The organism is Acidovorax sp. KNOB132, assembly GCF_057541515.1.
Genome location: NZ_BAAJYT010000060.1, coordinates 1 through 19,851 on the forward strand (window position 1 = coordinate 1; position 19,851 = coordinate 19,851).

Consider the following 19,851-nt stretch of genomic DNA (forward strand, 5'->3'; position numbering starts at 1 on the left):
GCCGTTGCCGCGCACCGGGCCGTCCAGGCGCTGCAGGTTGCAGTTGATGACGAAGATGCAGTTGTCCAGCCCCTCGCGCGCGGCGAGGGTGAGCGCGGCGATGGATTCGGGCTCGTCCATTTCGCCGTCGCCGAAGAAGCCCCAGACCTTGCGGCCCGCCGTGTCGCACAGGCCCCGGTCGGCCAGGTAGCGCATGAAGCGCGCCTGGTAGATCGCCTTGATCGGGCCGATTCCCATCGAGCCGGTGGGAAACTGCCAGAAATCCGGCATCAGGTAGGGATGGGGGTAGGAGGTCAGGCCCTGGATGCCCTTGGCCTCGGCGGCCAGTTCCTGCCGGTAGTGGCGCAGGGAGTCTTCGCTCAGCCGGCCTTCCAGGTAGGCGCGCGCATAGACGCCGGGCGCGGAGTGCGGCTGAAAATACACCAGGTCGCCGCCGTGCTGCTCGGTGCGCGCATGGAAGAAATGGTGGAAGCCCACCTCGAACAGGTCCGCCGCCGAGGCGTAGCTGGCGATGTGGCCGCCCAGCTCGCCCTGCGCGGCATTGGCCCGCACCACCATGGCCAGCGCATTCCACCGCACGATGGCCGACAGCCGCTGCTCGATCTGCGGGTCGCCCGGGTAGGGCGGCTGTTCCTCCACCCGCACGGTGTTGAGGTACGAGGTGATCCCGGCCGGGCTCCATTGCAGCCCGCGCTGGCGCGCATGGGCCAGCAACGCGTCGAGCAGCGCCGCGGCCCGCTCGCGCCCCTGGCGGGGCTCCCAGGCGGCGAGCAGGCCGTCGAGCGCATCGCACCATTCCTGGACTTCCCCGGGGTCGAGCGTATCGGGCAAGGGGGTGGCGCCGGGCCAGCCGAGTCGTGTCATGGTGCTGCGTTCTCCTGGGGGGATCAACCGTTGCGGAAAAGGAAACTGTAGGCGTTCAGGGCGGGCACGCCGCCCAGGTGGGCATACAGCACCTTGGAGCCTGCCGGAAATTCGCCGTTGCGCACCATCTCGATCATGCCGTGCATCGACTTGCCTTCATAGACCGGGTCGGTCAGCATGGCCTCCTGGCGCGCGCACAGGCGGATCGCCTCCAGCGTGCCCTCGCTCGGCAGGCCGTATTCGGGGCCGCCGTAACGCGTGTCCAGCACGATGTCGGCTTCGGTGATGTCACGGCCCAGTTCCACCAGTTGGGCGGTGTTCTGCGCGATGCGCAGGATCTGCGCGCGGGTCTGCTCCGGCTTGGCCGAGGCATCGATGCCGATCACCTTGTCGGCCCGGCCATCGGCCGCGAAGCCCACCACCATGCCGGCCTGCGTGCTGCCCGTGACCGAGCACACGACGATGTAGTCGAACTGAAAACCCAGTTCCTTTTCCTGCTGGCGCACTTCTTCGGCGAAGCCGACGAAGCCCAGCCCGCCCTTGGGGTGCTCGGAGCAGCCCGCGGGAATGGGAAACGGCTTGCCGCCGGCCTGGCGCACGTCCTCCATGGCCTGCTCCCAGCTCGGGCGGATGCCGATGTCGAAGCCCGCGGCGTCCAGCCGCACGTCGGCGCCCATGATGCGGCTCATCTCGATGTTGCCCACGCGGTCGTACACCGCGTCGGAGTAGTTCACCCAGTTCTCCTGCACCAGTACGCACTTCATGCCCAGGTGTGCGGCCACGGCGGCCACCTGGCGCGTCTGGTTGGACTGGATGCCGCCGATGGAGACGAGCGTGTCGTAGCCGCCTTCGATCGCCTCGGGAATGAGGTATTCGAGCTTGCGCGTCTTGTTGCCGCCGAAGGCCAGGCCCGAGTTGCAGTCCTCGCGCTTGGCGTACAGATCGACCTTGCCGCCCAGGTGGGCGGACAGGCGCGGCAGCGGCTGGATGGGCGTGGGGCCGAAGGTCAGCGAATGGCGGGGGAATTTCTGCAAGTTCATGGGAAGCATCCTGGCAAAGGGAAGGGCATGGGGGCGGGGCTCCGGCGCCGCGGTGGATGGCTGCTGCCGCGCAGTGGCAGGGGCAATCGACAAGGGCAGTCCGTTGCCTGGAATGGTAGGAAAATGCGGGCGCAACAGGGTTGCAAAAATGGATTGAAAATCGGCCTAAAAAAGGCCGTGAAACCTTTTTACTTCGACTTCATTGCAGGAAATCATTCATGTGCGCAACAAAATTAAGGAAGCCTGCGGTGCCGGTACCCGCCGCCGATCTCACCGGCGAACTGGATCGCACCGACAAGGCCATCCTGCGGGCCCTGCAGCGCGATGCATCGGTCTCCAACGTGGCGCTGGCGGCCAAGGTCCACCTGAGCGCGCCTGCCTGCCTGCGGCGCGTGGAGCGCCTCAAGCGCCTGGGGCTGATCGACGGGGTGGTGGCGCTGCTCAACCCGCGCGCCGTGGGCGCGGGCATGCTGGTGATGATCGGCGTGGTGCTGGACCGCTCCACGCCCGAGTCGTTCGCCGAGTTCGAGAAGGCCGCCGCCAGGATCTCGGGCTGCATGGAATGCCACGTGGTGACGGGCGAGTTCGACTATTTTCTACTGGTGCGCACCAGGGACAGCGAGAGCTTCAACCGCCTGCATGCGGAGCAGCTGCTTTACCTGCCTGGCGTGCGGCAGGTGCGCTCGTTCATGGTGATCCGCAACGTGCTCTCGACGACCGAACTGCCCATGGCGATCTGAGTGGCGTCAGAAAGCCCGTTGGGATGAACCATTGCCCGCCTGCCGGAAGTACCCAAACAGCTTCCACATTCCGTGTCAGGGGACCTTGACCATATGGGGGTAGGTCAGCCCGTAATTGCCTGCCACGCCTGGCATCGCACTGGGATTGGTGAGTTTGAGCAGTGCCGCGCCGATGATGGGGCGACCATCCGCCGCATTGGTGGCCAGGGTTGCCCAGCCGGACACGAAGGCGTCCGTCCGCGACTGTGCGGTGATCGATGCCGAAATGCCGGACCGGCTGGGGTCCTGAAAGCCGACTGTGACCACCGTGCCGCATGCTGCCAGGGGGCTGCTGGCTAGTTTGGTCGCGGTTTGGCGGTCGTAGTAGGTCATGCCCCACTGGTTGCAGACGCTTTCGGGGTTCGTCCTGACTTGCGTATCATCGCCTGAGAAGTATTGGCTGCCGAGGTCCGCTGGTGGCACCACCGAATACACACGCGCGACTGCTGGGGGCTGGCCATAGTCGTAGGCCACGCTGTAGCGCTTGGTGGGCATGGACAGCACCCAATCCGTTCGGGCGGAAATGGAGGGGTCGGTGGCGTACTGGTTCATCACTTCGGTGGCCGCCAGTTGCGCCGACAGGTCCCCCGCCGTCCTGCGCGCGTTGCGTTCGCCGGCCGGCAGGTAGTAGGGCGTGGACAGATCGGGCAGGTCGTAGTAGCGCGCCTGGATGACGGCCGCATTGGTGGGCTCGCTGGTTTCGCCGTCGATGTTCTTCACGCGGGTGGCGAAGCCGGCCGAGACCAGCAGTGGGTCGGCGGTGTAGCGCTCGGGCGCGGTGACGGTCTGCGCGGTGGGCGGAAACAGCACGTAGTTGCCCCGTGCATTGCGGCCCGCGTTGTTGACGGCGCGGATTGCAGTGGCGGCCCCTGAGAAGGTGGTGGAGTTGGGCACGTCGATGATGTACCAGGTGCCCGCCACGCCGCCCGTGGGCGTGGCCAGGCCCCGGGAAGCGGCCGTGGCCTCGGCGCTGGTGTCCTCCAGCAGCGCCGCGTTCAGCGCCGCATCGGTGCAGGGGGCCGTGCCGTTCACCGGGCGGATGGCCGTGAAGAGGGCGGAGCGCTCCTGCTGGCCCGCGCCATACACGGCGGCGGCGGGAATGTCGGCCGCCACGATCGCCTCGATGGCGCCCTCGCGGGTGTGGTTGGCCTGCACGTCGGCGGTCCACAGGGGGTTGAGCCGTTCGGTCACGAAGGCTTGCGCCACGCCGGGCGCGAGCCGGGGCGAGGTGCAGGTCGCATCGGCGGTGGTGAGCTGCGCGATGCCGTTGGCACCGACCGTCACCGCGCCGGTCCAGACGTCGCCGGGGGCCAGCAGCACCGTCATGTGCAGCAGGCCATCGCCGTTGTTGGCGCCGCGAAAGCGCAGCTTCACGGCCTTGCCGTTGTTCAAGTCGGTGTTGACCAGGTGCAGCACCGTCATCTGCCCGTTCTGCGCCGTGAAGTAAGGCACCACGAGGCTGTGGCCGGGGCCGCTTTCGGCGATGGCATAGGTGGTGGCATCGGTGGCGCCCATCACGCTGCTGGAGGGCGTGCCCCCCGTGCCGGCGATGACGCCGGCCAGGGCGCTGGAGGCGAAGCCGGCGCTGCACAGCAGGGCGCACGCGGCCGCGATCTTCTGGATAGGCATGCGGGGTCCTTCGGAGGGAGAGCCAATGATGGCGGCAGATTACCGCAATCCGCGCGGCTGTGGCACTTGCCGAGGGGTTGGAAGAGGCAGGGAAAGTATCGCCATGCGATACCAGGCAGCCGAAAGCGCGCCACCCGTGCATTCCAGGGCGGGCCGGGGTGGGCGGCCTGCGCATGATCCGCCCCATGTTCCACTACGGGCCGCAAGCCCTTCTCTCCATGTCACACCCCTTTGCTCCTTCGCCCCTGATCCAGCGCGATACGCCCGCCTGGCGCCTGCAGGTCTGGGTTTCGTTCGGCATCGCCGTGTTCTGCTGCGCGGTGGGGCTGGCATGGCTGCCAGGGGTGGCGATGGAGCGTGCCTTCATGGTGATGGGTTACGTCTTTTGCCTCTCGGCCGTGTTCATGCTGGCGAAATTCGTGCGGGACAACCAGACGCGCCACGGTGCGGACACGCCGATGTTCAAGCTGGTCGTCTGGGGCGCGTTCGCGGTGGCCGTGGGCCTCACGGGCTGGGGCCTGTGGAGCATGGACATCAACCCCACCTACCAGGCCTTCCTGGGCGTGAGCTGGCTCTACCTGATCACCACCGCCTTCACGCTGGCCAAGATGCTGCGCGACCGCCACGAGGCGGACCTGGCGGACGCCCGCTGGCAAGGCCGCCGCGAGGCCTCCCTGCCAGCCGGCGGCACCCCTTCCGCACCGGCCGCCGCCCCGGACAAGGCGGGCAAGGCGACGGCGGAGTGACCCCGGGGGCCGGAGCGGGCGCGGTGCCCGCTTTCCCGGCCGTCCCCTGCGCGCACGGCGGCCCCGCTGTCGCGCCCTTTTTCTGGAGAAAGACCATGCGCATCGAGACTCTGATCCCCCGTTTTTCCTGGGCCCGCCGGGCCGCGGGCTTCGGCCTGGCCTTTGCGCTGTCGGCAGGCGCCGTGCATGCGCAGAGCGAGGTGTCCGTCGGCCTGTCGCTGCTGCCCGTGGCCTCGGTGGTGGGCACCGCTTCGGTGGCGTCCACGGCCGCCGGGGCGGTGGCGGCCGTTCCCGTCGCGTTGTCGGTGGGCGGCGCGATCCTCACCGTGAAGGCCGTGGAGGCGTCGGCCAACGGCACCGTGTATGTGCTGGAGCGGGTGTCCGATGGCGCGCAGGTGAGCGTGGAGGTGGCCGGCCGCGCGGCCTCCGGCACGGTCCATGCCGTGGGGTCGGCGGTGGCCTGCAGCGTGATCGGCACCGGCGTCGTCCTGTCGGTGGCGGGCGAGGCGCTGGCCTTCGTGCCCAATGCCCTGGGCCGTGCGCTGCTCTACAACGAGCGGCTGTGAGGGGGCGGACCATGCGCAGACGGGCCCTGGCCGCTCTGGCGGCGGTTGCTCTCGCGGGAACCGGCGCCGCGCACGCGGGCCGATCTTGCGAGGCGCGCAAGCCGACCCCGCAGCTCATCGAGCGCGGCATGGATCTGGCCGCCCGCACGGCCCGTGCCCTGGACGCGGAGCACGCCCGCTCAGGCACCCAGGTGGTGGTCCTGGCGCGTGCGGGGCAGGACCTGTCCCGGTACGGGTTGCGCTACTCGCACCTGGGCTGGGCCTACCGCACGCCGCAGGGGCCGTGGCGCGTGGTGCACAAGCTCAACGAGTGCGGCACCGCGGTGGGCGTGGTGTACCGGCAGGGGCTGGGCGAGTTCTTTCTCGACGACCTGTGGCGCTACGAGGCCGTGTGGGCCGTGCCCACGCCCGAGGTGCAGCAGCGGATGATGGCCGTGCTCGCCGACCGCACGCGCGCCACGGCCATGCACCAGCGGCCCTACAGCATGGTGAGCTACGCCTGGGGCACGAAGTACCAGCAGTCGAACCAGTGGGCGATGGAGACGCTGGCCGCGGCCATGGAGCCCGGCACCGTGCTCCGGCGCGATCAGGCGCAGGCTTGGCTGCGCTACAAGGGGTACGAGCCGACCGTGCTCAAGGTCGGCGCGCTCACGCGGCTGGGCGGGCGGGTGACGGCGGCGAACGTGGCGTTCGACGACCACCCGGACAGCGAGCGTTTCGCCAACCGCATCGCCACGGTGACCGTGGACTCGGCCCTGGCGTGGCTGCAGCGCGCACAACTGGCATCGGCCCCGGTGGCACTGCCGCCGCCGTGACGCCAACACGGGTTTATAGTCAAAAGCCGCTGATGCCGGGATATTGATTGCCTGTGTTGCTATCAAATGAATAGTGTTTCAATGCCGAGGAGCTGGTCATGAGCAAATCCCTTCGCCTGTCGGAAAAATGGTTCCGCCGGGGCCTGTGGCTGGTGTCGCTGGTGTTCGCCAGCTTCCTGATCGGGCTGGGCGGCACCGTCGTGGACGACCTGCCCAAGGTCGAGGCCACGCTGCAGCTCGACGATTTCCTGGACCGCCCTGCCGCGGAGACGCTGCGCGCCCAGGTGCGCAACGCGCAGCAGGCCGAGGAGAGCGCGGAGACGGCGCTCGACCAGGCCCGCCTGCAGCGCGCCAAGTCGCGCAGCGAGACCGCGGCGGAGCGCGAGACCTTCAACAACTGGCTGGCCACGCGCAGCGCCACGCAGCAGTCCGAACACAACCCCGAGGTGGTGCAGCGCACCCAGGCGCTGGACCGGCTCCAGCTGCGCGAGCGCCAGACCCAGCAGGCGGTCGAAGCGCAGCAGCAGGCCGCGCTCGATGCGCGCCAGGCGGCCACGGCCGCGCAGCAACGGCTGGCCGCGCTGGAAAAGGAGGGCTACGAGCGCATGGCCGTGCAGCAGCGCAAGGTGCAGCTGCGCGTGTTCCTGTACCGGCTGGCCCTCACGCTGCCGCTGCTGGTGGTGGCCGGCTGGCTGTTCGTGAAGAAGCGCAAGGGCACCTACTGGCCGTTCGTGTGGGGCTTCATCTTCTTCGCGCTGTTCGCGTTCTTCGTGGAGCTGGTGCCCTACCTGCCCAGCTACGGCGGCTATGTGCGCTACGTGGTCGGCATCGTCGTGACCGCGCTGGTCGGGCGCTACGCCATCGTGGCGCTCAACCGCTACCTGGAGCGCCAGAAGCGGGCCGAGGCGCTGCCCGACCAGGAGCGCCGCAAGGAACTGAGCTACGACGTCGCCCTGGCGCGCCTGGCCAAGGGCGTGTGCCCTGGGTGCGAGCGGCCGGTGGACCTGAAGGACCCCACCATCGACTTCTGCCCCCACTGCGGCATCGGGCTGTTCGACCACTGCGGCGCTTGCAACACCCGCAAGAGCGCATTCGCCCGGTTCTGCCATGCCTGCGGCGCAGGCGCGGGTCGGGGGGCTGCTGCCCGGCAGCGACTCGGACGCCAGTGCGGCGGCGGTGCCGCACGCCGCCGGGCCATTGGCCGGTGGCCCGGCCCCGGCGGGACCGCTCTAAAGGATCGGCTTGAAAGGGCGCTGGTACGCGGGTGGCGTGGCGCCTCAGCCGCCCATCACCACCGGGCCGCCCTTGGCCAGCGCCCGCTGGTAGGCCGGGCGGGCCCGCATGCGGGCCTGGTAGGCCTTCAGGTGCGTGTGCTGGTCGGCGTTCTGCACGCGGCTCATGGCTGCCTCGACCGGAAAGCTCATCTGGAAATCGGCCATGGTGAGGTCGGCTCCGGCAAACCAGGCGTTGCGCGACAGGTGGTCGTCGATGAAGGCCAGGGCCGTGGCCAGATTGGGATCCACCAGCTTTTGCTCCGCCTTGCCGCACACGGCCCGCGCGATGGGCCGCACGAAGAACGGCATGGGCTGTTTGGGCAGCGTCTGGAAGACCAGCTTCATCACCAGCCAGTTCATCAGCGAGCCTTCGGCGTAGTGCATCCAGAAGCGGCACTGGCGGCGTTCGGGCGTGCCGCGCGCGGGCTCCAGGTGCGCGAGCTCGCCCTGCGCCTGCGCGCCGTAGCGGTCCACCAGGGCTTCGATGATGGCGCCCGATTCGGCGATGACCTCGTCGCCTTCGGTGATGACTGGCGACTTGCCGAGCGGATGGATCTTGCGCAGCTCCGGCGGCGCCAGGCGGGTGCGCGGGTCGCGCTGGTAGGTCCGGAGTTCGTAGGGCACGCCCAGTTCTTCCAGGAGCCACAGGACGCGCTGCGAGCGCGAGGTTTCGAGGTGGTGGACGGTCAGCATGGCGCCATCGTAGCGGGCGCGCGCCGGGCCGGATACCACCGCCGTCCCGCAGCGGACATCGCCCGGGGCCTGGGGCGCCGGGGCTACACGCCGCGCGCGCGATCGGCCGCGAACTGGCGGCGGAATTCGCCGAAGCGGCCCGCATCCAGCGATTCGCGCACCTCGCGCATCAGGTTCAGGTAGTAGTGCAGGTTGTGGATGGTGGTGAGCATCGGGCCCAGCATCTCGCCGCAGCGGTCCAGGTGGTGCAGGTACGCGCGGCTGAAGCCGCCGCGGCCGCCCTGGTCCCAGGCCACGCCCTCGGCGCCCGCGCAGGCATGGCAGGTGCAGGTGGTGTCGAGTGGCTGGTGGTCGGCCTTGTGGCGCGCATTGCGCAGCTTCAGGTCGCCATACCGCGTGAAGATCGTGCCGTTGCGCGCATTGCGCGTGGGCATCACGCAGTCGAACATGTCCACGCCCTGCGCCACGCCTTCCACCAGGTCCTCGGGCGTGCCCACGCCCATGAGGTAGCGCGGCTTGTGCGCCGGCAGGCGGTGCGGCGTGTGCGCCATGATGCGCAGCATCTCGTCCTTGGGCTCGCCCACCGAAACGCCGCCCACCGCGTAGCCGGGAAAATCCATCTCCACCAGCCGGTCGAGCGATTCGGCCCGCAGATTCTCGAACATGCCGCCCTGCACGATGCCGAACAGTGCGTTGGGGTTGTTCAGGCGGTGGAATTCGTCTTGGCTGCGCTGCGCCCAGCGCAGGCTCATTTCCATCGAGGTGCGCGCCTCGCGCTCGGTGGTCAGGTGGCCCTTGGTTTCGTACGGGGTGCACTCGTCCAGCTGCATCACGATGTCGGAATTGAGCGTGGTCTGGATCTGCATGCTCACCTCGGGCGACATGAAGAGCTTGTCGCCGTTCACGGGCGAGGCGAAGTGCACGCCTTCCTCGGTGATCTTGCGCATCGCGCCCAGGCTCCACACCTGGAAGCCGCCGGAGTCGGTGAGGATGGGCTTGTCCCACTTCTCGAACGCGTGCAGGCCGCCGAAGCCCTGCATCACGTCCAGCCCGGGGCGCATCCACAGGTGGAACGTGTTGCCCAGGATGATCTGCGCGCCCATGTCGTGCAGGCTCTGCGGCATCACGCCCTTGACGGTGCCGTAGGTGCCCACGGGCATGAAGATGGGGGTCTGCACCACGCCGTGGTTCAGGGTGAGGGTGCCGCGTCGCGCGTGGCTTTCGGGGTCGGTGGTCAGGAGGTCGAACTGCAGCATGGCGCGCATTGTCCCAGACGCCCACAGGGTCGGGGGCGCGGCGGGGCGCCGGTACACTGGACTGCACTGCCTGCCGGGCGAGCGGAGCGCATCGCCGGCAGGCCCCTCAGACTCCCGGAAAGGACACGGACATGCTCAAGATCCTCATCGCCGTCGATGGCTCGGACCTCTCCCTGGATGCGGTGCACCACACCCTGGCCCTGCTGCGGCAGGGGCTGCGCGCCAGCGTCGTGCTGGCCCATGTGCAGGAGCCCGCCACGCTCTACGAAATGGTGGTGTCGCGCGACCCGGACCTCATCGCGGCGGCCAGCCTGGAAGCCGGCCTGCACTTGATGGCCCCGGCCCGTGCGATCTTCGAGGCCGCGGGCGTGGAGCACGAAACCGATGTGGGCGTGGGCGACGTGGCGAACACGCTGGTGGACATCGCCGAGCGCCACGGCTGCGGCATGCTGGTGATCGGCGCCCGCGGGCAGGGCGCGATCAGCAGCGCGTTGCTGGGGTCGGTGTCGCAGGCGCTGGTGCATGCGAGCCATGTGCCTGTGACCATCGTCAAGCACGCGGACGTGCTGGAAACCGTGGATGTGAATGCCGAGGGCGGGCAGGAAACCCTGGCCTGACCCGTTTCAAAAATCCTCAGGCGGCCTTGCGGAAAGGCTCGCTCGGGCGCTGCAGCTTGCCGTGCGGCAGGCTCGCCAGGCGCTTGAACATGCGCCGGCAGTAGCCGTTGATCCACAGGCACTTGTTGAGCTCGTCCACCGGCAGCGGGCCGGAGACGACGACGATGTCGTTGGCCACATCCAGCGCACCGGCCGCGCGCAGGCGGCGGCGCGTGTTGCTGGCCCAGGACTGGATGCGCGACGGCGTGCCGTGCTGGTGGACTTCGCCCGTGTGCGCATCGAAGGCAATGGCGACGGTATCGGTCTTCAGCTTGAAACGGCGCTCGCCCGTGACGGCACTGGGCGCCTCGCGCATGTCGTACAGGTAGTAACTTCCAGCCTTGAGCTGATATTGCATGTCCATGGTTTCGTCCTCCGAGGGGCATTGTCCCGGGGGCTTGGACCAGCAATGGTGGAGAAAGCGGCATGAAAACGCCTCTTTTTCCAGGGAGTGGTGCGCGGGGCCTGCCGGACTGCGATGTGCGTGCCATTGTGTCGGCGCGTGTGCGCCGATTCAAGGCAGCAGCCCTGTCAAAAGGGTAACGGGATGTGATGCGGCCGGCCCCTTGCCGCGCGGGCGAGGGCCGGCCGTGCGTTCAGGCGCTCAGAAATCGACCAGGCTCAGGCCGACGCTGAACACCGTGCGCTTGCGGTTGTAGTCGATCATGCTGTCGCCATAGCCGCTGAACAGGGCGGTGTGCAGGCGCAGGTTGCTCTTGCTGCCGCCCAGGCCCTTGCCCAGGTTCTGCAGCCATTCGATGCGCGCCGAGCCGCGCGGCGTGGAAGCCAGCGAGTGGCGGACGGTCACGCCCACGGTGTTGTCGCGGTCGTAGTTCCAGTTCACCTGCAGCTCGCCCCGGCCGATGTAGTCGCTGATGCCCGGGTTGTCGTCGCTGTCGGCGCTTTCGCTCAGGCGCTTCCACAGGCGCGCGTTCACGCTCCAGCGGTTGTCCAGCTCCATGCCGGTCATCAGGTACACGCGGTTCCAGCTGCGCGACAGCGGCAGGCTCTGGCCGTTGGACTGGTGCACCAGCCCGATGCCGCTGTAGCGCCAGCGCCAGCCGAAGGGCAGCTTGGCGTCGGTGGGGTACACGTACATCACTTCCGGCTCGTGGTCGGTGGCGCGGAAGGGGCGCGAGATGTCGGGGCTGAACAGCTGCCAGTACGACTGCTGCGTGTAGCCCACCCACACCGAGTCCTTCAGCGTGGGATGGCCCTGCGTGAGCAGGCCCTGGGCGATCTTGGTGCGCACCGACAGCTGGATGCGGTTCTCGGTGGTCCGGTAGTCCACGGCCGAGGTGGCGTTGTGGTCCGGCACGGGCGAGGTGGGCTGGCGGTTGACGTTGCTGCCCTTGACCACTGAGATGCTGATCGGCCGGTAGCCCCGGAAGCGGAAGGTGCCGCAATCGCTGCCCGACTCCAATTCCCAAAAGCGCGACAGCGTGCTGTACTGCTCGTCGCGGCAGCCTTCCACCTGGGCCACGTCGATGAGGCGGGTGGCCGGCAGCGTGGTGTCCACGGGGGTGGGGGGCGCGGTGCTGGCCGTGGTGTTGCCGGTCGCCGCGCTGGCCGATGCCGCAGGCGCTTTCCAGGCCTGCTGGCCTGCCCACTGGTCGAAGCAGGCCAGGCGGGCGGTGCTGTCACCGGCCATGGCGGTACAACGGCGCCAGGCGTCGCCAGCGGCCTCCGTCGGGGCAGGCGTCTGCGCCAGCGCGGCGCCCGCGGGGGCGCACAGGGCCAGGGCCAGGGTGCCCAGGCGCTGCGGTGTCATGGCCGCCCGGACTGCCTGCGCAGCACGGACGGGGCGGTGGTGTGGTGTGGTGCGTTGTTCCATGTTCCTCGTATCTCCTAGCCGCAACTGCCTTGTTCCACCTGGCCGATCCAGGTGGCGCTGATGTTCTTCTTGCCGGCCGCCCCGCGCGATGCCCGCGCCCAGGTGCGGTTGCGCGCCCCAGCGACACGCACGCTCTGTGCCAGCGGCCGGCGCATGCCAGCGCACGCTGCGGCCCGCCCGGCGGCGACGTGGCGGCGGATCATGGCACGGCCGGTCATGGCGTGGCGTTCTGGGCCTTGCGCGCGGCGAATTCGGCGCGCAGCGCCTTGAGCTTTTCGCGCGGGTCTTCGCGGGCGGTGTTCTTGTCCAGCCCCATCTCGGCGATGAAGCGGCTGGGCTGCGCGTTCACCATCTCGCGGCCCTTCTTGCGCTTTTTGGTCCAGCTGACGGCCAGGCTGCGCTGGGCGCGGGTGATGCCCACGTACATCAGGCGGCGCTCTTCCTGCAGGCGCTGCAGCGTGTCGTCGCTCACCTTGAGCTGCCGGCCCTCGTCGTCGTCGAGCTTGAAGGGCAGCATGCCCTCGGTCACGCCCACCAGCACCACATGCGGCCACTCCAGGCCCTTGGAGGCGTGCAGCGTGGACAGCGTGACCATGTCCTGGTCCTTCTCGCGCTCGCTGATGGTGGACAGCAGCGCGATGGTCTGCGAGACCTCCAGCAGGCTCTTGGTCTCCTTGGTGACGACGCTGCCCGAGGTGTCGTCGATCTGGCCGCCGGCACGCTGCGACATCCAGTCGCAGAACTCCAGCACGTTGCTCCAGCGCGCGGCGGCGACCTTCTCGCTGTCCTCGCCGTCGTACAGGTGCTTTTCGTAGTCGATTTCCTTGAGCCAGTCGGCCAGGAAGGCGCGCGAATCCTCGGCACCGTGCGTGTGCCGGGCGCGGTATTCGAGGTCGTTGACGTAGCGCCCGAACTCCATCAGCCCGTCGAGCGCGCGCTTGGGGATGGCGGCCGGCAGCATGCCGTTGAACAGCGCGCCGAACATGCTCAGCTTGTGCCTGGTGGCGAATTCGCCCAGTGCGCCCAGCGTGGTGTGCCCGATGCCGCGCTTGGGGCTGGTGATGGAGCGCAGGAACGCCGGGTCGTCGTTGTTGTTGATCCACAGGCGGAACCAGGCGCACAGGTCCTTGATTTCCGCGCGGTCGAAGAAGCTCGTGCCGCCCGAGACCTTGTAGGGGATGTTGGCCTTGCGCAGCGCCTTCTCGAACGGCTTGGCCTGGTGGTTGGCGCGGTAGAGGAGGGCAAAGCTCTTCCAGGCCGGCGGCGGGTTGGCCGCGGCACGCAGGCTCTGGATGCGGGCCACGGCGCGCTCGGCCTCGTGCTCCTCGCTGTCGGCGTCCACCACGCGCACCGGCTCGCCTTCGCCCAGCTCGGAGAACAGCGTCTTGGGAAACAGCTTGGGGTTGGGCTGGATCACGTTGTTGGCTGCGCGCAGGATGGCGCTGGTGGAGCGGTAGTTCTGCTCCAGCTTGATCACCTTGAGCTGCGGAAAGTCGACCGGCAGCTTTTTCAGGTTGTCCAGCGTGGCGCCGCGCCAGCCGTAGATGGACTGGTCGTCGTCGCCCACCGCGGTGAAGCGCGCGCGCTCGCCCACGAGCAGCTTGAGCAGCTCGTACTGCGTGGCGTTGGTGTCCTGGTACTCGTCCACGAGCACGTGGCCCAGCACCCGCTGCCATTTGCTGCGCACCTCGGGGTGGTCGCGCAGCAGGCGCAGCGGCATGCCGATGAGGTCGTCGAAATCGACGCTCTGGTAGGCGGTGAGGCGTTCTTCGTAGCGCGCCATCAGGACGGCGATGCTGCGCTCGTTGTCGTCCGCGGCCTGCGCCAGCGATTCCTGGGCGTTCAGGCCCATGTTCTTCCACTTGCTGATGGTCCACTGCCACTGGCGGGCGGTGGCCATGTCGGTCGTGCCGCCGGCCGCGTCCTTGAGGATGCCGGTCACGTCGTCCGCATCGAGGATGCTGAACTGGGGCTTGAGTCCGAGCACATGCCCGTCTTCGCGCACCATGCGCACGCCCAGCGCGTGGAACGTGCACACCAGCACGTCCTTGGCCGCACGGCCGATGAGGCCCTGCGCGCGCTCGCGCATCTCGGCGGCGGCCTTGTTGGTGAAGGTGATGGCGGCGATGCGGCGCGCCTCCAGCCCCGTTTCGATCAGCCGGGCGATCTTGTGGGTGATCACCCGCGTCTTGCCCGAACCTGCGCCCGCCAGCACGAGGCATGGCCCCTCGGTGTAGTGGACCGCCTGGAGCTGGGCGAGATTGAGACCGGCGGACATGCGCAAAAAGGAAGGGGGTGGACAGGCGCCGGCGAGGCACGGGTGGGGCGCCGCTTCCGAGGGAGAAGGGGCAGGAGCGCGCAATGATACCGGGATGGGCCGGAGTCGAGCCGGCCCTTTTAACCGGGTTTTGTAGGAGTGGTTCGGCGAAATCCGGAATGGGGTGCAAAGAGCTAAATCATTTTTCTCATATTTAGCAATTTCTTGACAATGTATCAATGTGCGTCTTTATACTGGGCCCATCCATTTGATTTCCACCGGGGTCACCGCCATGCGCGATGCTTCAGCGGGGGTGGCCGCAGAGATGCTCACTCCCCACTTTTACGAGCGGTTCCACAAGCTGTTCAGCGTGGCGTCGCGCAAATCGTTGCTCCGCTGGCACGAAGTGCCGGCCGCCGAGGCCCAGGTGCTGCTGCTGGACGACGCCAGCGCGGCGCAGCCCGGCTCCCGCGCGCCGTGCCTGGTCTGCGTGGGGGGCTCGTTTCCCGACAAGGCGCCCCAGGCGCAGTGGACCGCTCGACTGCAGACCGGCTATACGCTGGCGGACCTGATCGACGTGCTGGACCGTGCCGCCGTGTTCCTGATGGACTGGCGGGCGCGCCAGACGATGACGGCCGCCTCCGCCGACACGGCGTGGGAGTCTCCCGCTGCGGCGCGCGCCGCGTTCGGCGACCCCCAGCAGCGGTTCCGGCTGAGCACCTGGGTGTCCCTGGGGGCGCCGTTCCGCTCGGGCGGCCATGTGCGGGCGCTCGCGTTGCTCACCCGCGCCCCAGTCAGCCTGGCGCAGTTGTGCGAGCACAGCGGCCTGGAGCCCGCCGCTGCGCAGGCGCTGCTGGCCGAGTTGTCCCGTCGCAACGTGATGCGCACCGAAACAGCGGCATCGGCACCGGCCGTGCGCGCCGACCGCCCGAAGCCCTCCGGGCACGGCGGGCTGGTTCAGCGGCTCACGCGCTGGGTGCGCGGTGGAGGCCAGGCATGAACGGGGCGCTGCCGCGCATCGCGCTCGTGGGGCCCATGGGCATCGGCAAGACCACCGCGCTGCGCTCGCTGTGCGGCGACGTGATGGCGTCTTCCGACGTGCCCAACCTCGACCGGGCGGCGCATTCCAAGGCGTTCACCACCGTGGGCGCGGAGTTCGGCGAGATCGACCTGGGCGATGGCGAGCACGTGCAGGTGTGCGGCTGCCCGGGGCAGGACCGCTTCGACTTCGTGCGGCAATGGATCCTCTCGGTGTCGATGGGCGTCTTCATCATGGCCGACGTGGCCCGTCCCTCGGCCGTGGGCGAGACGCTCGACCTGCTCGCCGAAATGGCCGTGCAGCCCGATCCGCCGCTGGCCCTGGTGCTCAGCGCCCGTCCCGCCACGCCCGCGCAGATCGAGGCGTTCGGCCTCGCTCTCTCGGCCTCGCCGCACGGCGTGGTCCCCATCCTGGAAGCCGATCCGCGCGACCGCGGCCAACTGCTGGAGGCCGTCGGCGTGCTGGCTTCCATGCTCTCCCTGCAGAACGAAATCGACTGAAATCCCATGATGAACAAGGCGAACATCGTCCCCCCCGAGCGCGCGCAGGCGGCCCGGGAGGTGCTGGACCGCGTGGTGGCCCCCGCGGGCGACGTGCGCATGGCGCTGGTGACCACCCTCGACGGCTTCGAGGTGGCCTCGCTGTCGGCGGGCGGCGGCCTGGAGGTGCGCCGGCTGGCGGCCATGGCGGGCTCGCTCATGGCCATGGCCCGTGCCGTGGGCCGCGAGATCGACTACCCCGGTTGCCGCCGCCTCACCTTCGAGACCGAGGCGGGCCTGGCGATCTTCCAGGCCATCGGCGGGGCCTTCCCCTGCATCCTGTGCCTGGTGCTGGAAAAGCAGGCCGTGCTCGGGCGGGCCCTGTGGACCGCCGGCGAGGTCGCCCAGCAACTGGCCCGCCCCGAATGATTCCCCGCGTGTTGCCGGGTCGGCCGGCGGCGCGCATGTGTGCTTGCTCCCCCTTTCGTCTCTTTCTCTTTAAGGAATCGAACCCATGGCCTCCCTTCAAGAATCTCTGAACCAACTCCATTCCATCGACGGCGCCCTGTGCGCGGCCGTGGTGGACAGCGGCAGCGGCATGCTGCTGGGCAGCGTCGGCAGCGGCGTGGACATGGAACTGGCGGCCGCTGGCAACACCGAAGTGGTCCGTGCCAAGAACAAGACCATGCGCTCGCTGGGCCTGGCCGACAAGATCGACGACATCCTCATCACGCTGGGCAAGCAGTACCACGTGATCCGCCCTCTGGCCGCGCACGAAGGCCTGTTCATCTACCTGGTGCTCGACAAGGAGCGCTCCAACCTCGCCCTGGCACGCCGCAAGGTGCAGGAAGTGGAGCAGGGCGTGCAGATCTGACCGGACAGGCTGCGGCGCGCTGCGCCAAGCCACCGGGGCCTGGAATCGGCCCTGGTCCCGCTGCCCGCCCCGTGCGGGCTTTTTTTCGCGGTGACGCGCGGCGCTCTGCACGCCGCCTTGCGCCGACAATGGGCCGTGCTGTCCGTTCTTTCCATCACCTTTCCCTTCTTCGCGCTCGTGCTCTGCGGCTACCTGGCCGCGCGCGCGGGCGCGCTGCCGCAGGCGGCCATTCCCGGGCTGAATGCGTTCGTGCTGTTTTTCGCGCTGCCGTGCATGTTGTTCCGCCTGGGCGCGAACACGCCCATCGGCCAGTTGCTGGACCCGGCGGTGGCGGGCCTGTACATCCTGTGCGGCCTGGCCCTGGTCGGCGCCACGGTGGCGCTCACCCGGGTGCGACTGGGTTGGAACGATGCCGCCTTCGGCGCGCTGGTGGCGGCCTTTCCCAACACCGGCTTCATGGGCGTGCCGCTGCTGGTGGCGCTGCTCGGGGCCTCGGCGGCGGGGCCGGCCATCCTGACGATGCTGGTGGACATGGTGCTCACGACCTCGCTGTGCATCGCCCTGTCGCGGCTGGACGGCGTGGGCACGCACGGCGTGGCGGTGGCGGTGCGACGGGCCTTGCGGGGCATGGCGACCAACCCCATGCCCTGGGCCATCGCACTGGGGGCCGTGGCGTCCGCGCTGCAGTGGAAGTTACCCGGCCCGCTCGACCAGACGGTGGCGATGCTGGCCGGCGCGGCGTCGCCCGTGGCGCTGTTCACGATCGGCGCCGTTCTGGCGCGCTCGCAGATGAATCAGCACGACCGCGTGCCCCCGCGCGACTACGTGCCGGTCGCGCTGGCCAAGCTGTTCGTGCATCCGCTGCTCGTCTGGGGCGCGGGGCACGGTGCGATCGCGGCGGGCGTGCCGCTCACGCCGTTCGCACACACGGTGCTGGTGCTGGTGGCGGCGCTGCCGAGCGCCAGCAACGTGTCGCTGCTGGCCGAGCGCTTCGGCGCCCACAACGGGCGCATTGCGCGGATCATCCTGGTCTCCACCGCGCTGGCTTTTCTGAGCTTTTCGGCCGCCACCGCAATATTGACTTAGGCGTTCTGCTATCTATTTGATAGCGATCGGTGTTGCGTGACGCCAACCTGCCAGGCGCTGCCCCGCCGGGGGATCAGATCGTCAGCGGGTCCACATCCACCAGCCAGCGGATCAGCCCCTTGTGCTCCGGCGCCCCGCGCGTGGCGTGCAGCACCGGCTGCCAGGCCGACAGAAAGCGCTGCAGCGCCGCGCGGCTGCCGCTTTCCAGCAGCATCTGCGCGCGCTCCACGTTGGCCACCCGCTGGATCGCCAGGGGCACGGGGGGAAACAGCGTGACATGCTCCAGCCCCGGCAACCCATCGGCTTGCGCGGCGGCGCTGGCCGCAGCCAGGAACGCCTGGGCCACCTCCTGCGTGCGCGCGTCGGCGCGCACCAGCGCCTGGTAGGCGAAGGGCGGCATGGCGGCTTCGGCCCGCTCGGCCAGTTGGCTGTCGGCGAACGCGGGGTAGTCGTGCCGGCGCAGCGCGGCGTACACCGCATGGTCGGGGTGGTAGGTCTGCACCCACATCTCGCACCGGCTGCCTTGCTCGGCCACGTAGCGTGCATCGCGCCCCGCGCGGCCGGCGGCCTGCAGCAGCAGGGCGAAGAGGCGCTCGGGGGCCCGGAAGTCGCTGGAAAACAGCGCGCCGTCGGGCTGCACTGCTGCCACGAGCGTGATGCGCCGAAAGTCGTGGCCCTTGGCCACCATCTGCGTGCCCACCAGCACATCCACCTCGCCCGCATGCACCTGGGCCAGTTGGGATTCGAGCGCGCCCTTGGCCTTGGTGGTGTCGGCATCGATGCGGGCGACGCGTGCCGCCCGCCGCTCGGGCGTGATCACGTTGCGCAGCAGGGCGGCCAGTTGCTCTTCCAGCTGCTCGGTGCCCCGGCCGATGGGGGCGATGTCGGGGTTGCCGCAGCCCGGGCAGGCGTGTGGCACCCGCTGGGTGTAGCCGCAGTGGTGGCAGCGCAGGGTGCGGTCGATCTTGTGAAAGACCTGGTGCGCGCTGCAGTGCGGGCAGTCGCTTTTCCAGCCGCAGTCGCTGCAGTGCAGCACGGGCGCGAAGCCGCGGCGATTGAGCAGCACAAGGCACTGCTCGCCGCGCTCCACGCGCTGGGTGATGGCCGCCAGCAGCGGGGCGGAGAACACGGCGCCGCGCGGCTGCTGGCCCATGTCCACCAGGCGCACGTGCGGCAGTTCGCCGGCGCCGATGCGGCTGGGCATGTGCAGCCGCCGGTAGCGCCCGGCCGGGATGCCGGCTTCGGCGGGCCGGCTGGCATGCCAGCTTTCCAGCGAGGGCGTGGCCGAGCCCAGCACCACCTTGGCGCCCTGGTCGCGGCCGCGCCAGATGGCCAGGTCCCGGGCCGAGTAGCGGGCGCCTTCCTGCTGCTTGTAGCTGGCGTCATGCTCCTCGTCCACCACGACGAGCGCCAGGCCCGGCATGCTGGCGAACACCGACATGCGCGTGCCCAGCACGATGCGCGCCGTGCCCGCATGCGCCGCCAGCCAGCTCTTGAGGCGCTGCGGGTTGGTCATGCCGCTGTGCAGCGAGACCACGCTGCCCGCGCCGTAGCGGGGCGCGAAGCGGGCGGTGAAGCGCTCCTCCAGCTGGGGGGTGAGGTTGATCTCGGGCACCATCACCAGTGCCTGCGCGGCCGGATCGGCCTCCAGCGCCTCCTGCACGCAGCGCAGGTAGACCTCGGTCTTGCCGCTGCCAGTGCTGCCGTAGAGCAGGAAGGGCCCGGGTTCGGCGGCGATGGCGGCGCGGGCGCTTTCCTGCTCGGCGCTCAGGTCGATCTCCGGCAGCGCATCGCCACCTTGCAGCGACGCCGCCGGGCGGCGCAGGCGCCGCGCGAGCTGCGCGGGGCCCAGGTCCCGCAACTGGGGGGGCAGGGCGGCCAGGGCCACCTCGCCCAGACCGCGCTGGTAATAGCGCGCGGTGAAGGCCACCAGCCGGCGCCAGGGCGCCGCCAGCGGCGCCAAC

The 19,851-nt window shown here is 69.3% G+C and carries 20 protein-coding genes and 1 pseudogene; 11 read left to right on the forward strand and 10 right to left on the reverse strand.

Features of this window, described 5'->3' with window-relative positions; genetic code table 11:
• Both AC27IO_RS10700 and AC27IO_RS10705 read right to left on the reverse strand, forming a co-directional pair.
• A partial coding sequence (locus AC27IO_RS10700) for a pyruvate dehydrogenase E1 component-related protein (protein ID WP_498738936.1) occupies positions 1-864 on the reverse strand: 864 nt, incomplete at its 3' end.
• 23 nt (positions 865-887) lie between these two features.
• Positions 888-1,904 carry a 1-aminocyclopropane-1-carboxylate deaminase gene (locus AC27IO_RS10705; RefSeq protein ID WP_272566827.1) on the reverse strand — a complete coding sequence of 339 codons (1,017 nt, stop codon included), beginning with the start codon at positions 1,902-1,904 and terminating at the stop codon, positions 888-890.
• A gap of 218 nt (positions 1,905-2,122) precedes the next feature.
• Here AC27IO_RS10705 and AC27IO_RS10710 point away from each other — a divergent pair, with 218 nt between their 5' ends.
• The gene (locus AC27IO_RS10710) at positions 2,123-2,644 is read left to right on the forward strand and encodes an Lrp/AsnC family transcriptional regulator (protein WP_317355444.1); all 522 of its coding nucleotides are present in this window, start codon (positions 2,123-2,125) and stop codon (positions 2,642-2,644) included.
• A 75-nt stretch (positions 2,645-2,719) separates the two neighbouring features.
• On the opposite strand, the gene AC27IO_RS10715 is transcribed toward AC27IO_RS10710, so the two are convergent.
• Positions 2,720-4,312, reverse strand: coding sequence for a surface layer protein NpdA (locus AC27IO_RS10715; RefSeq protein WP_498738937.1), 1,593 nt, complete (start codon positions 4,310-4,312; stop codon positions 2,720-2,722).
• A gap of 218 nt (positions 4,313-4,530) precedes the next feature.
• On the opposite strand from AC27IO_RS10715, the gene AC27IO_RS10720 reads away from it, so the two are divergent.
• The 4 genes and pseudogenes from AC27IO_RS10720 to AC27IO_RS10735 all read left to right on the forward strand — a co-directional run.
• Positions 4,531-5,058: a YiaA/YiaB family inner membrane protein gene (locus AC27IO_RS10720; RefSeq protein ID WP_498738938.1), complete on the forward strand. Its 528-nt coding sequence runs from the start codon at positions 4,531-4,533 to the stop codon at positions 5,056-5,058.
• A gap of 95 nt (positions 5,059-5,153) precedes the next feature.
• Entirely contained in the window at positions 5,154-5,624 is a 471-nt protein-coding gene (locus AC27IO_RS10725) for a hypothetical protein (protein WP_498738939.1), read from the forward strand.
• A gap of 11 nt (positions 5,625-5,635) precedes the next feature.
• Positions 5,636-6,439 (forward strand): DUF2145 domain-containing protein, encoded by an 804-nt coding sequence (locus AC27IO_RS10730; RefSeq protein WP_284431357.1) that lies wholly within the window; start codon positions 5,636-5,638, stop codon positions 6,437-6,439.
• A gap of 98 nt (positions 6,440-6,537) precedes the next feature.
• Positions 6,538-7,569, forward strand: a pseudogene (locus AC27IO_RS10735) (serine endopeptidase); the annotation flags it as partial.
• A gap of 147 nt (positions 7,570-7,716) precedes the next feature.
• Here AC27IO_RS10735 and AC27IO_RS10740 read toward each other — a convergent pair.
• Together AC27IO_RS10740 and tgt are read right to left on the reverse strand one after the other, a co-directional pair.
• Positions 7,717-8,406: a glutathione S-transferase family protein gene (locus AC27IO_RS10740; protein ID WP_284431359.1), complete on the reverse strand. Its 690-nt coding sequence runs from the start codon at positions 8,404-8,406 to the stop codon at positions 7,717-7,719.
• Between the two features lie 83 nt (positions 8,407-8,489).
• Positions 8,490-9,662, reverse strand: a complete 1,173-nt coding sequence (gene tgt, locus AC27IO_RS10745; RefSeq protein ID WP_284402457.1) for a tRNA guanosine(34) transglycosylase Tgt — start codon at positions 9,660-9,662, stop codon at positions 8,490-8,492.
• Between the two features lie 131 nt (positions 9,663-9,793).
• On the opposite strand from tgt, the gene AC27IO_RS10750 reads away from it, so the two are divergent.
• Positions 9,794-10,279 (forward strand): universal stress protein, encoded by a 486-nt coding sequence (locus tag AC27IO_RS10750; RefSeq protein ID WP_272566839.1) that lies wholly within the window; start codon positions 9,794-9,796, stop codon positions 10,277-10,279.
• 16 nt (positions 10,280-10,295) lie between these two features.
• Here AC27IO_RS10750 and AC27IO_RS10755 read toward each other — a convergent pair whose 3' ends face one another.
• From AC27IO_RS10755 to AC27IO_RS10770, 4 genes are all read right to left on the reverse strand, one after another.
• Complete coding sequence (locus AC27IO_RS10755; RefSeq protein ID WP_272566840.1) at positions 10,296-10,682, reverse strand: hypothetical protein; 387 nt, start codon at positions 10,680-10,682, stop codon at positions 10,296-10,298.
• Between the two features lie 240 nt (positions 10,683-10,922).
• Positions 10,923-12,152, reverse strand: coding sequence for a phospholipase A (locus tag AC27IO_RS10760; RefSeq protein ID WP_498738940.1), 1,230 nt, complete (start codon positions 12,150-12,152; stop codon positions 10,923-10,925).
• A gap of 14 nt (positions 12,153-12,166) precedes the next feature.
• Complete coding sequence (locus AC27IO_RS10765; protein ID WP_284402454.1) at positions 12,167-12,370, reverse strand: hypothetical protein; 204 nt, start codon at positions 12,368-12,370, stop codon at positions 12,167-12,169.
• Positions 12,367-14,430 (reverse strand): ATP-dependent helicase, encoded by a 2,064-nt coding sequence (locus tag AC27IO_RS10770; RefSeq protein ID WP_317355424.1) that lies wholly within the window; start codon positions 14,428-14,430, stop codon positions 12,367-12,369. Before AC27IO_RS10770 ends, AC27IO_RS10765 begins: the two co-directional genes overlap by 4 nt.
• A 271-nt stretch (positions 14,431-14,701) precedes the next feature.
• Between AC27IO_RS10770 and AC27IO_RS10775 the strand changes: the two genes are divergently transcribed.
• From AC27IO_RS10775 to AC27IO_RS10795, 5 genes are all read left to right on the forward strand, one after another.
• The gene (locus AC27IO_RS10775; RefSeq protein WP_498738941.1) at positions 14,702-15,409 is read left to right on the forward strand and encodes a DprA-like winged helix domain-containing protein; all 708 of its coding nucleotides are present in this window, start codon (positions 14,702-14,704) and stop codon (positions 15,407-15,409) included.
• Positions 15,406-15,948, forward strand: coding sequence for a GTP-binding protein (locus AC27IO_RS10780; protein WP_317355421.1), 543 nt, complete (start codon positions 15,406-15,408; stop codon positions 15,946-15,948). The genes AC27IO_RS10775 and AC27IO_RS10780 overlap by 4 nt, the downstream gene beginning before the upstream one ends.
• 6 nt (positions 15,949-15,954) lie before the next feature.
• A complete protein-coding gene (locus AC27IO_RS10785) occupies positions 15,955-16,356 on the forward strand; it encodes a roadblock/LC7 domain-containing protein (protein WP_498738942.1) in 402 nt (133 codons plus the stop codon).
• An 85-nt stretch (positions 16,357-16,441) separates the two neighbouring features.
• Positions 16,442-16,801, forward strand: coding sequence for a hypothetical protein (locus tag AC27IO_RS10790; RefSeq protein ID WP_272566851.1), 360 nt, complete (start codon positions 16,442-16,444; stop codon positions 16,799-16,801).
• A gap of 135 nt (positions 16,802-16,936) precedes the next feature.
• The gene (locus tag AC27IO_RS10795) at positions 16,937-17,887 is read left to right on the forward strand and encodes an AEC family transporter (RefSeq protein ID WP_498738943.1); all 951 of its coding nucleotides are present in this window, start codon (positions 16,937-16,939) and stop codon (positions 17,885-17,887) included.
• A gap of 73 nt (positions 17,888-17,960) precedes the next feature.
• On the opposite strand, the gene priA is transcribed toward AC27IO_RS10795, so the two are convergent.
• The coding region (gene priA, locus AC27IO_RS10800) for a replication restart helicase PriA (RefSeq protein ID WP_498738944.1) at positions 17,961-19,851 on the reverse strand (1,891 nt) is incomplete at its 5' end.